This window comes from Actinomycetospora chlora (genome assembly GCF_039542135.1).
GTDB lineage: Bacteria > Actinomycetota > Actinomycetes > Mycobacteriales > Pseudonocardiaceae > Actinomycetospora > Actinomycetospora chlora.
In genome coordinates this window covers 1-11152 of record NZ_BAABHO010000093.1, presented here as the reverse complement: position 1 = coordinate 11152, position 11152 = coordinate 1, and the positions used below count along the sequence as shown (strand labels likewise).

12 protein-coding genes and 1 pseudogene are annotated in these 11152 nt (G+C 75.9%); 7 read left to right on the top strand and 6 right to left on the bottom strand.

Annotated features, from left to right (window positions below; all coding sequences use genetic code 11):
* Positions 1-184 precede the first annotated feature (184 nt).
* A complete protein-coding gene (locus ABD994_RS30465; RefSeq protein ID WP_345425205.1) occupies positions 185-724 on the bottom strand; it encodes a methylated-DNA--[protein]-cysteine S-methyltransferase in 540 nt (179 codons plus the stop codon).
* Between the two features lie 87 nt (positions 725-811).
* On the opposite strand from ABD994_RS30465, the gene ychF reads away from it, so the two are divergent.
* Positions 812-1885, top strand: coding sequence for a redox-regulated ATPase YchF (gene ychF / locus ABD994_RS30460; protein WP_345425202.1), 1074 nt, complete (start codon positions 812-814; stop codon positions 1883-1885).
* 44 nt (positions 1886-1929) lie between these two features.
* Here the strand turns inward: ychF and ABD994_RS30455 are convergent, their stop codons facing one another.
* Positions 1930-2181, bottom strand: a complete 252-nt coding sequence (locus ABD994_RS30455; RefSeq protein ID WP_345425199.1) for a chaplin family protein — start codon at positions 2179-2181, stop codon at positions 1930-1932.
* Between the two features lie 131 nt (positions 2182-2312).
* On the opposite strand from ABD994_RS30455, the gene ABD994_RS30450 reads away from it, so the two are divergent.
* Positions 2313-3743, top strand: coding sequence for a hypothetical protein (locus tag ABD994_RS30450; protein WP_345425196.1), 1431 nt, complete (start codon positions 2313-2315; stop codon positions 3741-3743).
* Here the strand turns inward: ABD994_RS30450 and ABD994_RS30445 are convergent.
* Together ABD994_RS30445 and ABD994_RS30440 are read right to left on the bottom strand one after the other, a co-directional pair.
* Positions 3709-4728, bottom strand: a complete 1020-nt coding sequence (locus ABD994_RS30445; protein ID WP_345425193.1) for an LLM class flavin-dependent oxidoreductase — start codon at positions 4726-4728, stop codon at positions 3709-3711. The two genes, ABD994_RS30450 and ABD994_RS30445, sit on opposite strands and share 35 nt — an antisense overlap.
* 115 nt (positions 4729-4843) lie before the next feature.
* Complete coding sequence (locus tag ABD994_RS30440) at positions 4844-5284, bottom strand: VOC family protein (RefSeq protein WP_345425190.1); 441 nt, start codon at positions 5282-5284, stop codon at positions 4844-4846.
* Positions 5285-5422: 138 nt separating this feature from the next.
* Here ABD994_RS30440 and ABD994_RS30435 point away from each other — a divergent pair, with 138 nt between their 5' ends.
* Positions 5423-6316, top strand: coding sequence for an SMP-30/gluconolactonase/LRE family protein (locus tag ABD994_RS30435; RefSeq protein WP_345425187.1), 894 nt, complete (start codon positions 5423-5425; stop codon positions 6314-6316).
* 45 nt (positions 6317-6361) lie between these two features.
* On the opposite strand, the gene ABD994_RS30430 is transcribed toward ABD994_RS30435, so the two are convergent.
* Positions 6362-7480, bottom strand: coding sequence for a cytochrome P450 family protein (locus ABD994_RS30430; RefSeq protein ID WP_345425184.1), 1119 nt, complete (start codon positions 7478-7480; stop codon positions 6362-6364).
* A 51-nt stretch (positions 7481-7531) separates the two neighbouring features.
* On the opposite strand from ABD994_RS30430, the gene ABD994_RS30425 reads away from it, so the two are divergent.
* Complete coding sequence (locus ABD994_RS30425) at positions 7532-7966, top strand: MarR family winged helix-turn-helix transcriptional regulator (RefSeq protein ID WP_345425181.1); 435 nt, start codon at positions 7532-7534, stop codon at positions 7964-7966.
* Here ABD994_RS30425 and ABD994_RS30420 read toward each other — a convergent pair.
* Positions 7950-8993 carry an RNA polymerase subunit sigma-70 gene (locus tag ABD994_RS30420; RefSeq protein WP_345425178.1) on the bottom strand — a complete coding sequence of 348 codons (1044 nt, stop codon included), beginning with the start codon at positions 8991-8993 and terminating at the stop codon, positions 7950-7952. The two genes, ABD994_RS30425 and ABD994_RS30420, sit on opposite strands and share 17 nt — an antisense overlap.
* A gap of 187 nt (positions 8994-9180) precedes the next feature.
* Here ABD994_RS30420 and ABD994_RS30415 point away from each other — a divergent pair, with 187 nt between their 5' ends.
* From ABD994_RS30415 to ABD994_RS30405, 3 genes and pseudogenes are all read left to right on the top strand, one after another.
* Positions 9181-9891: a GPP34 family phosphoprotein gene (locus ABD994_RS30415; RefSeq protein ID WP_345425175.1), complete on the top strand. Its 711-nt coding sequence runs from the start codon at positions 9181-9183 to the stop codon at positions 9889-9891.
* A gap of 184 nt (positions 9892-10075) precedes the next feature.
* The gene (locus ABD994_RS30410; RefSeq protein ID WP_345425172.1) at positions 10076-10681 is read left to right on the top strand and encodes a hypothetical protein; all 606 of its coding nucleotides are present in this window, start codon (positions 10076-10078) and stop codon (positions 10679-10681) included.
* A 253-nt stretch (positions 10682-10934) separates the two neighbouring features.
* Positions 10935-11152: pseudogene (locus tag ABD994_RS30405) on the top strand (hypothetical protein); the annotation flags it as partial.

Below are 11152 nucleotides of genomic sequence, written 5' to 3'. Positions count from 1 at the left end.
CGTCGAGCTCGGCCCGCGCGGTCGCGACCTCGGCGCCGGCGCGCCGCACCGCGTCGGACACCGCCGCGTCGCGCCGGGCGGCCGCCAGCCGCTGCGCGACCCACGCCCCGATCACCGCGCCGAGCGCGAGCCCGACGAGCAGCCCGGCCAGCACCCCGTCCACCGTCATGATCCGCAGGATGGATCAGACCCCCGACAGCGATCCCTCGGCGGCCGGCTCCTCGGGCAGCCAGGACTTCTCCATGACCAGCAGCCGGTCCTTCGTCTCCAGCCCCCAGCGGTAGCCGCCGAGCCCGCCGCCGCGGCGCAGCACGCGGTGGCACGGCACGAACAGCGTCGCCGCGTTGCGCACGCAGGCCCGGGCGGCGAGGCGGTGCCCGCGGGGGTACCCGGCGGCCTCGGCCAGCTCGCCGTAGGTCGTCGGGTGGCCCGGCGGCACGAGGCGCATCCGGTCCCAGATCGCCGTCGTGGCGGGGCCGCTGATCTGGCGCACGCCGACCTCGGCGGCCGGCGCCGGGTCGCCGTCGTGGAACGCGGTGACCGCGCGGGTCACCGCGCCGAGGTCGCGGCGGCGGGCGGGGTCGGTGGGCCGCAGCTCGGGGTGGACGAGCGCGAGCAGCGCATCGACGTCGTCGGTCCAGCCCGACGCGAGGACGGTGTCCTCGTCGTCGACGAGGGCCGTGAACGGGCCGAGCACGGTGGGGACGGTGGCGGTGGCGGGCACGGTGGCCTCCGGGGGTGAGCGGGATCGTCACCCTGGTTGGACGCCGCCGGGGCCCCGGCGGATCCCTCGCTGGCAGACTGGGATCCCGTGAGCTTGACCCTCGGCATCGTCGGGCTGCCCAACGTGGGCAAGTCGACGATGTTCAACGCCCTGACCCGCAACGACGTCCTCGCCGCGAACTACCCCTTCGCCACGATCGAGCCGAACGTCGGTGTCGTGCCCCTGCGCGACCCCCGGCTCGACCGGCTCGCCGAGATGTTCGCCTCCGAGAAGGTGGTCCCGGCGACGGTGTCGTTCGTCGACATCGCCGGCATCGTCGCGGGCGCCTCGGAGGGCGCCGGGCTGGGCAACAAGTTCCTCGCCAACATCCGCGAGGCCGACGCGATCTGCCAGGTCGTGCGGGTGTTCGCCGACGACGACGTCGTGCACGTCGACGGCCGCGTCGACCCGGCCGCGGACATCGAGACCATCGCCACCGAGCTGGTCCTCGCCGACCTGCAGACGATCGACAAGGCCCTCCCGCGCCTCGAGAAGGAGGCCCGGGTCCGCAAGGAGACGAAGGCCGCCGTCGAAGAGATCCAGCACGCGCAGTCGGTGCTGAACGAGGGCCGGACGCTCTTCTCGGCCGGGCTCGACTCGCCGCGCCTGCGCGAGCTGAACCTCATGACGGTCAAGCCGTTCCTCTACGTCTTCAACGCCGACGAGCCGGTGCTCACCGACGACGCCCGGCGCAAGGAGCTCGCCGAGCTCGTCGCGCCGGCCGAGTCGGTGTTCCTCGACGCGAAGGTCGAGCAGGAGCTGCTCGAGCTCGACGCCGAGTCCGCCCAGGAGCTCCTGGAGTCGATCGGCCAGCCCGAGCCGGGCCTCGACGCGCTGGCCCGCGCCGGGTTCCGCACCCTCGGCCTGCAGACCTACCTGACCGCGGGCCCCAAGGAGTCCCGCGCCTGGACGATCCGGATCGGGGCCACCGCGCCCGAGGCCGCCGGCGTGATCCACACGGACTTCCAGAAGGGCTTCATCAAGGCCGAGATCGTCTCCTACGACGACCTCGTCGCGGCCGGGTCGATGAACGCGGCGAAGACCGCGGGCAAGGTCCGCATGGAGGGCAAGGACTACGTGATGCAGGACGGCGACGTCGTGGAGTTCCGCTTCAACGTCTAGCGACCGGCGTCCGGGCCCCGGCGGACCGGGGCCCGGACGGGGGGTCACACCTCGGGGGCGCCGACCAGTGGACCGTTGATGGTCGGCGAGGCGACCTCGCTGCAGTCCAGGAACTGCACGACGTTGCCGCTCTGCACGCCCGGGCTGCCGGTGGCGGTGCCCGTGGTGCTGCACTCGGTCGATGCGGGGTGCCCGCCGTGCGACTCGGACGCGGAGGCGGCGTCGGCGGTGGCGAGGGAGAACCCGAGGAGGGCCGAGCCGGCGAGGGTGCCGGCCGCGAGGCGGCGCAGGGTCACGAGAGGTCCTTCCGTCGGTCGGGTGCACCGAGGAGCAGCCTTGTGACGGCATAGGGGCCACTCGGTGCGTTCTCCCGGAGCAACGACCTCGGTCGCGGATGGTCACGAGGGCGCGCCGTAGGCTCCCCTCGGTGACCCCGCGTCGGGCGGCACCGACCCCGTGGGGCCGCGCCGACCTCGTCCTCCTCGTCGTCCTCTATGCCGCCACCGCGGCGTGGTTCCTCTGGCTCGCGGCGGGCGCGTCGGCACAGGGCGTGATCACCGGCGAGGAGGCCTCCGTCTCGCACCGTGACGCGATGGCGCTCGCGGTGCGCTGGCAGCCCTCGATCTGGAGCACGAACGCCGCCGGCCAGCTCTTCTACTGGGCGGCCGGGCACCTCGACCCGGACTACGGCCTGCTCTACGCACGCACGTGGAAGGCGGTGGCGAGCGCGCTGCTCGCGCCGCTGCTCTACGTCACCGCGCAGCGCCGGCTGGGCTGCGGGCGGGCGAGTGCGGTCCTCGCCGGCGTCGTGGGTGTCGCGCTGCCCGCCGTGTCGCTCCTGGCCTGGGTCGGCATCGAGACCCCGCTCGACGTGGTGGCCGGGCTCGCCGCCCTGCTCCTCGTGACCTCGCGGACGCGCTGGTGGTGGCTCGGTCTCGTGATGGCGGGGGTGGCGGTCTCGCTCTACACCGCGGCCCTGGCGAGCGCGGGAGCGGTCGTCGTCGTGGCCCTCGTCCGCGCGGTGCGGGCGCCGCTCGGCTTCCTGGCCGGCGCGGCCGGTGGGGCGCTCGTCGTCGTCACGCCGCTGTGGTGGTGGCGCAACGGCGGGATCGTCGTCACCGGCGGCGGGCGGGCCGGCCCCGAACCCGCGGCCGCCGGCGAGCACCTGCGCGAGCTCGGCGGCTACGCCCTCGACTCCGGGTCGTCGTACTACTGGTTCGCCGACCTCCCCGCGCTCGGCGCGCCCTGGATCGCCGCCGTGCTCGTCGTCGGCGCGCTGGTGGGGATCGCGGCCCGCGTCGGGCAGCTCTGGCCGTGGCTCCTGGCCGGGGTCCTCGCCGTCGCCCTCTACGCGGTCGCGAGCGGCGTGCCGGGGACGCGCCGGGTCCTGCTCGTCGCGGTCGTCCTCGCCCTGGCCGCGGCCGTCGGTGTCGACGTGGTGGCGAGCGCCGGGAGGTGGACCGCGGCGGCCGTCGTCCCTCTCGTGGTGCTGGCCGTCCTCGTGACGCCCCTCGTCACGGCGATGGTCGGGTGGCGCGGCGAGGTCGCGGCCGGCCGGCCCGCGCTGCCGATCGACTGGCCGTTCCCGGTCGACCCCGGCGGCGATCAGGCCTCGACGCTCGCCCGCCTCGCCGACGGCCTGCGCGCGGGCCGCACGACACCGCGCGAGGTCGGCGACGGGTGGGGCGGCACCCGCACGCTCGCCATGATCTTCATGCTCGACGAGCGCGCCGGGCGCGCGCCCGCCCTCGGACCCGGAGACGTGCTCGCGTACTACCGGGTCTCGGAGGACTGCCCGCCGCTCGACGGTCCCGCGTGCGGGGTCAGCGCCAGCCGAGCTCCGGGGCCAGGTGGGTGAGGACGGCCTCGACGACGTGGGCGTTGTAGTCGACGCCCAGCTGGTTGGGCACCGTGAGCAGCAGGGTGTCGGCGGCGGCGATCGCCTCGTCCTCGGCCAGCTCGGCGATGAGCTTGTCCGGCTCGCCCGCGTACGTCTTCCCGAAGCGGGCGTCGCCGCCGTCGAGGTGGCCGACCTGGTCGGTCGAGTGCCGCTCGCGCCAGAACAGCTGGCGGTCGAGCTCGCTGACGATCGGGAAGATGCTGCGGCTGACCGACACGCGCGGCTCGCGCTCGTGACCCGCCGCGGTCCACGCGTCGCGGAAGCGCTGGATCTGCTCGGCCTGCAGGCGGTGGAACGGCACGCCGGTGTCCTCGGTGAGCAGCGTCGAGCTCATGAGGTTCATGCCCTGCTCGGCGGTCCACTCGGCGGTCGCGCGGCTGCCCGCGCCCCACCAGATGCGGTCGCGCAGGCCCTCCGAGTACGGCTCGAGGCGCAGCAGACCGGGCGGGTTGGCGAACATCGGGCGCGGGTTGGGCTGCGCGAACCCCTCGCCCTTCAGCACGTCGAGGAAGAGCTGGGTGTGGTTGCGGGCCATCTCGCCGTCGGACTGCCCCTCGGGCGGGACGTAGCCGAAGTAGCGGTAGCCGTCGATGACCTGCTCGGGGGAGCCGCGGCTGATGCCGAGCTGCAGGCGCCCGCCGGAGATGAGGTCGGCGGCCCCGGCGTCCTCGGCCATGTAGAGCGGGTTCTCGTAGCGCATGTCGATGACGCCGGTGCCCAGCTCGATGCGGCTCGTGCGCGCGGCGGCCGCGGCCAGCAGCGGGCACGGGGACGCGAGCTGGCGCGCGAAGTGGTGGACGCGGAAGTAGGCGCCGTCGGCGCCGAGCTCCTCGGCGGCCACGGCGAGCTCGACCGACTGCAGCAGGGCGTCGGCCGCGGAGCGCACCTGCGAGTGCTCGGACGGCGTCCAGTGCCCGAAGGACAGGAACCCGATGTTCTTCACACTTCAACCAACCACGCCGCGGCCGGCGGCATTCCGCCGGGGCCTCGGGGCGGCTGTCGGAACCTCGGTGACGAACTCCGCGCTCAGCGCGGGTTCCGTCACCGGAGTCCTCCGGTCAGCCCTGGTCCATGAAGAAGAGCTCGAGCTGGACGTTGTCGGGGTCGCGGAAGACGAGCGCCGCGTAGGGCAGCGGGTCCGTGGCGTCGACGACCCCGGAGTGCGCGATGCCCAGTGAGTCGAGCCAGGACGCCCAGGTGTCCAGGTCCTCCCGGGTGAGCATGGCGAAGGCGATGTGGTCGACCCCGCAGCGGAGCTCGTCCGCCGGCGCGCCGTCGTTGTCGGGGTGGTGCTCGACACCGATGCACATGCCCGTCCCGGGCTCGACGAGCACGGTCGCGTACCCCTTCGCGTCGGGGCCGTGGTGGGGGAAGCGCGGCGGGAGCCGGTCCATCCCGAACACCCGCTGGTACCAGGCGACGCTGGTCTCGACGTCGCTGGCGGTGACCGCGACGTGGTGGAAGCCGCCGAAGGCCGGGCGCGTGTCGGTGCTGGTCACGGGGCTCAGTGTCCGGTGCGGGCGGCGCGTCCGGGATTCGCAGTTCCCGGGGGTTGACACGCTCGACGGGGCTTGACGGCCGGACCCGGGCCTCGGATGGTGCACCGATCACCGGGGCGGCTCGAGGAGGAGCGCGGCGTGGGGCAGCAGGACTTCGACGTGGTGTCGGACGGGTGGTCGTACCTGGAGTGCCCGCGCTGGCACGACGGGCGGCTGTGGGTCTCGGACTTCTACACCGAGCGGGTCGTCGCGATCGACCCCGGCGGCGGGCACGAGGTGATGGCCCACGTCCCCGAGCAGCCCTCGGGGCTGGGGTTCCTCCCCGACGGGCGGGCGCTGATCGTCTCGATGCGCGACCGGCGGATCCTCCGCCGCGAGCAGGACGGGTCGCTGGTGGAGCACGCCGACCTGTCCGGGCTGGTCGGACCGCTGCTGAACGACATGGTCGTCGACGAGCGCGGCGGTGCGTACGTCGGCAACTTCGGCTTCGACCTCATGGCCGGCGCGCCGATCGAGCGCACGACGCTCACCTACGTCGACCCCGACGGCAGCGCCCGCACCATCGCCGACGACCTCCTCTTCCCCAACGGCATGGTCCTGTTCGGGCGCGTGCTCGTCGTGGCCGAGACGTTCGGCGCGCGGCTGACCGCCTTCGACGTCGCCGACGACGGCGGGCTCGCCCGGCGCCGCGACTGGGCGCGGTTCTCCGCGCCGCCGGTCACCACCGACGTCGGTGAGGCGCTCGGCGGCCTGGCCGTCGCCCCGGACGGGCTCGGGGGCGACGCCGAGGGCGCCATCTGGGTGGCCGACGCCCTGCACCAGCGGGTGGTGCGCGTCGCGGAGGGCGGCACGATCCTCGAGGAGCGCCCGACCGGGGGGCTCGGGGTCTACGCCTGCATGCTCGGCGGCGACGACGGCCGCACGCTCTACACCTGCGCCGCGCCCTCGTTCGCCGAGCACGAGCGCCGCCCGGTGCGCGAGGCCGTGCTGCTCGCGACGCAGGTGGACGTCCCGCACGCCGGGAGACCGTAGGCGCCGCGCGCTCGTGAGTGATCCGGGTCGTCACCACGACCCACATCACTCACGAGGCCGCAGGCCCTCGACCGGGAGGGTCGCCAGGCGGCTGCCGGCGAGGGTGCCGGGGTCGACGCGGCGCAGCTCGGCGGCCGGGACGGCGAGGCGGGCGCCGGGGAAGTCGGTGACCAGCACGTCGACGACGGCGGCGAGCTCGGCGCGCGCGAGGTGCGCGCCCGCGCAGACGTGCGGGCCGGCGCCGAAGGCCAGGCTCGCGCCCGGGTCGCCGGCGACCCCGGCGACGTCGACGACCACCGGCGTCCCGGGCGGCAGGACGACGCCCGCGAGCTCGACCTCCTCGGCGGTGAAGCGCCACAGCGTGAACGGCGCGGGCGGGTCGCGGCGCAGGACGTCGTCGACGAGCGCGGCCGTGTCGTCCGGTGGGGTACTCGTGAGCACCCTCGCCAGCAGGAACCCCAGCGCGGCGTCCGTCGTCAGCTGCCCGGCGAAGATCAACGCGAAGAGCAGGTAGTGCACCTGCTCGTCGGTGACGGAGGCGGGCAGGCGCCCGCGCAGCTCGCGCGCCAGCCCGTCGTGGGCCATCGCCGCCGCGCCGAGACGGGCGAACCCGGCCATCGCGGCACCGGGGTCGTCCCACATCCGGCGGCAGGCGTCGACGGCCTCGTCGAGCATGCTGCGCGGGACGCCGAGCAGGTCGCCGACGACGGTGAGGGGGTAGCGCGTGGTGAACTCCGCGACGAGGTCGACCGGGCCCGGCCCGGCGTCGCGCAGCATCGCCCGGGCCGTCTCGCGCATCGAGCCCTCCAGCGCCCGCATCCGCCGCGGCGCGAGCATCGGCGCGTGGGCGCGGCGCAGGGCCGCGTGGAGCTCGCCCTCCGCCGTGGTCAGCGACAGCGCCTGCGCCGCCGTCGGCTCGAGCCCGGCCCCCTGCGCGTCCCAGTGCGCCGGTGCCAGGGCGGTGTCCTTGGAGATCCGCGGGTCGGTGAGCACCGCGCGGGCCAGGGCGGCCGTGGTGACGACCGCCACCGGACCGCCGGCCGGTGCCTCGACGATCGCGACCGGCCCCGCCGCCCGCAGCGCCTCCCGGCCCGGGTAGGGCTCGTCGAGACGGCGCGTCCCGGTGACGAAGGGACACGCGACGTGAGAAGATCGCTGCATCATGCAGTTACTGTTGCACACATCTACTGCACTGTGCAGCGAAAGGGGGTCGACGTGACGCCGGAGGACGTGGTCGCGGCGCTGGCCGCGTGGAGCGTGCGGCTCGTGCAGTTCAACGGCCTGGTGGCGGACCGGATGGGCGTCGGCGCCACCGAGCTGCAGTGCCTCTACGAGCTCGCGCGGCACGGTCCCGCGACGCCGGGCGTGCTCGCCGGGCGCCTCAACCTCACCACCGGCTCGGCCTCCCGCGTGGTCGAGCGGCTCCACGCGGCCGGGCACGTGCGCCGTGTCGCCGACCCCGCCGACCGGCGCCGCGTGCTCGTCGAGCCCGAGGCGGCGTCGATCGCCCGCATCGGGGCGGCCTACGACCCCCTCAACGCCCGCCTCGCCGGCCTGCTGACCGGCGCGGACGCCGCGGTGCTCGAGCAGATGGGCGCGTTCCTGGCCGCGGCCGAGCGCGCGACCGAGGAGGTCATCGGACAGCGGTGAGGGGCGCGTCGGCCGGGAGCGTCGCGGGCAGGCCGGCCAGGGCGACGTTCTCCTCGCCGATGAAGGCGGTGACCTCCGCGATCCGGCCGTCGGGGGCCAGCGTCAGGACGTCGAGCACGCGCCCCCGCCAGACGTCGCCGTCGCGGGTGTAGCAGCCGACCGCGAGCTGGCCGTTGACGCGTGCCGGCACGTGACGCCACGCCACGGTCAGCGGCGCGGCCCGCAGGAACGCCCGCACGGCGTCGGTGCCCCGGAACCACTGCGCGCTCGGCGGCATCGACCACGTGACGTCCTCGGTGAGCAGGCCCACCAGCGCCTCGGCGTCGCCGGCCTCGAGCGCGGCGGCGTAGCGGGCGACGGTGGCGGCGAGGGCGGCGTCGGACATCCCGCGCAGCGTGCGCTGCTGGCTCGGCCCCGGCACGCGGGCCGCGACCGTGGCCCGGGCGCGCTGGGTCGCGCTGGTGATCGACGCGGTGGTGGTGGCCATCATCGCCGCCACCTCGGCGGCCGAGAAGCCGAGCACCTCGGTGAGCAGCAGCGCGGCGCGCTGGTTGCCCGGCAGGTGCTGCAGCGCCGCGACGAACGCCAGCTCCACCGACTCGCGCTGCTCGGCGGCCGCCCCGGGCTCGTCGGGGTACGGACCCAGCCACGCCACCTCGGTACGCGGCGGGTCGTCGCCGGGACGCTCGGCGGCGGGGCCGAGGTCCATGGGCAGCGCGCGCCGGCCGCGGCGCCCGGCGGCGTCGAGGCTCGCGTGGGTGGCCACCGTGTAGAGCCACGAGCGCAGCGAGCGCTCCGGCTCGCCGTGCGGCGTGAACCGCCCGATCGCCCGCCACGCGCGCAGCAGGGCGTCCTGCAGCGCGTCGTCGGCGTCGTGCGCCGACCCGAGCAGGCGGTAGCAGTGGGCGTGCAGGTCGCGGCGCAGCGGAGCGACGAGCCGCGCGAACGCCGCGTCGTCGCCCGCCCGCGCCCGCGCGAGGTCGTCCGCGGCGCCCCCGTCCGGCACCGTCGCGAGGCTCTCCGCCATGGGTGCAGTCTGCCCGGCCGGACCGACCGGTCCCCGGCCGTTCCCCGGCAGCTCCCCGGCGGCGACGGGGGCGTCGGGCCGGTCGGCGCACGTCCCTCGCCCGGCCGGACGCACCGCTCGACGCCGGGTGGCTCCGCCCGGGGACTGCTCGCTCGGGTGGGGGACGCGCGTGCCTAGGCTGTCCGGCGTGCGCTCCGAGCTGTGGTCGTCCCGGACCGCGGATCTGACGCTGCCCGAGCGGGTGGCCTGGGTCCTCGGGGACGACGACGGCCGCCCGCTCTCCACGCTCACCGAGCCCGCGGGCCTGCTCGTGGCGGCCGCGATGGTGGAGCTGCTGCTCGACGCCTCGCTGCTCGACGCCGGCACGCAGTACCGCCGCGGGCCGGTCGAGCCGGGCGACCCGCTGCTCGCCTGGGTGGCCGACGGGCTGCTCGCGCACGGCGGCGCGAAGGCCGACCTGCAGCACGCCGTCACCGGCCCCCGCGGCGCGCAGATGATCCGCCGGACGATGGACCGGCTCGTCGAGCGCGGGCTCGCGGGCCGGGAGCCGCGCCGCGTCTTCGGCTACCTCGCGATGCCGGTGTTCGGCTCGGCGCTGCGGGTGCACGAGGTCGACGCGCTGCACCACGACCGCGCCGTGGTCCGCGAGGCCCTCGACGGCGACGCCGAGGCCGACGAGGCCGTCGCGATGCTCGTCGTGCTGCTGCACCACGGGCGACGCGTGCGCGACATCGACCCGGTCGACACCGGGCACGCGACGCGACGCGCGCGGGCGATCGCCGACGGCCGCCACGTACCCCTCGGCGTCGCGCAGGACATCCGCCGGCTGGTCGCCCCGACGGTGGGCGCGGTGCTCGCCGCGCTCACCGCGACGACGGTCATCGGCTCCGAGCGCTGATCGCCGGGGCGGTCCCCCGGGCCGATCACCGGCGGGGTTGATCGGTTCGGAGCAGTGATCGCCCCCGGCCGGAGCCAACTCGCTCGATTCCCTCGTCCGGACCCCCTGTGATGCGGCCGGAATCGGTCTACGGTGGGGCATCCGACCGGGCGAGAGGGCCCGGGGCCGGGGAAGGGGGCTTCCCATGACGTCCACCCGTCTCCCTGAGGGCCTGCCCGTCCTCGAGGCCGGCGCCCACCGTGACGCCGAGGCCGGCAGCTGCCTGATGGAGTACGTCTCCGTGCTGGCCGGCGAACGGTTCACCGACCGTCCGCACTGCACCCATCCCGCGCTCGCGGCCGTGGCGTGGCAGGTCAACGACGCGGTGTCGTCGAGCGCGCGCCAGCAGCTCGCGACGCGGGCGGTGACGCTCATCGGGCTCGGCCGGCGGCCGGGCGTCGACGTCCGCCCGCTCGTCCTGGGCACCATCGCGCGGGCCGGCCTCGCGGTCGACCCGGGCAACCGCTTCTTCCCCCGCCTGCAGCGCCGCCTCGAGCGCCGGGCGGCGACGGCGCCGCGGCGCCCGGGCCGCGGCGAGGGCCACGGCGGCCGCCTCGCGACGCTGCTGCACGTCGGCCCGGTCAACCACGCCTGCGCCCACCTCCTGGTGGCCGCCCGCGTCGCGGACCTCGACGCCGACGCCCGCGACCGCATGCTCGTCGCGCTGCTCGACGACACCATCGCCGCGGTGCGCGACGCCGAGCGCGCCGCGCGCCCCGTCGAGGAGGTCGGCCCGGCCGTCCGGGTCTGATCACCGCGGCGCATCCGCCGCCCGGTGCCCGGCTCGACGCCGGCCCGGGCGGTCCTCACGTGGCGACCACACGTCCCTCGGTCGTGGCGCGCGCCGTCGCCCGTCCGGCCGACCGGGATCCCGCTCGGTCCCCGTGACGGCTCCTCGCGGGTGATCTCGCGAGGCGTTCGGGCGAGACGGCGTCGTCGCAGGTCACGACCGTGGCGTCGTCCGCGATGTCCGCCGTGCCCGACCTCGTGGGTCGGGGTGGGCGGTGGACACGGAGGCCGGCGTGGTGGTCAAGAAGGTGCTGCTCGCGACGCTGTTGGGTGCCCTGGTCACGATGGGCACGGCCCAGGCCGGCTACCTCGCGCCGGCGACGCTGACCGACCTGCCGCCGGGCGCCGGGCCCGGCCCGGCCCTGACGGGCGCGGTCACGCCGGCGCCGCCGGTGCCCGGGGGTCCGGCCGGCCCCGGCCCGGTCGCTGGCCC

Excerpts from the sequence above, each read along its gene's own strand:
- ABD994_RS30430 (WP_345425184.1), bottom strand. The coding sequence starts at position 7,480 with ATGATGCAGCGATCTTCTCACGTCGCGTGTCCCTTCGTCACCGGGACG.
- ABD994_RS30420 (WP_345425178.1), bottom strand. The coding sequence starts at position 8,993 with ATGGCGGAGAGCCTCGCGACGGTGCCGGACGGGGGCGCCGCGGACGAC.
- ABD994_RS30410 (WP_345425172.1), top strand. The coding sequence starts at position 10,076 with ATGACGTCCACCCGTCTCCCTGAGGGCCTGCCCGTCCTCGAGGCCGGC.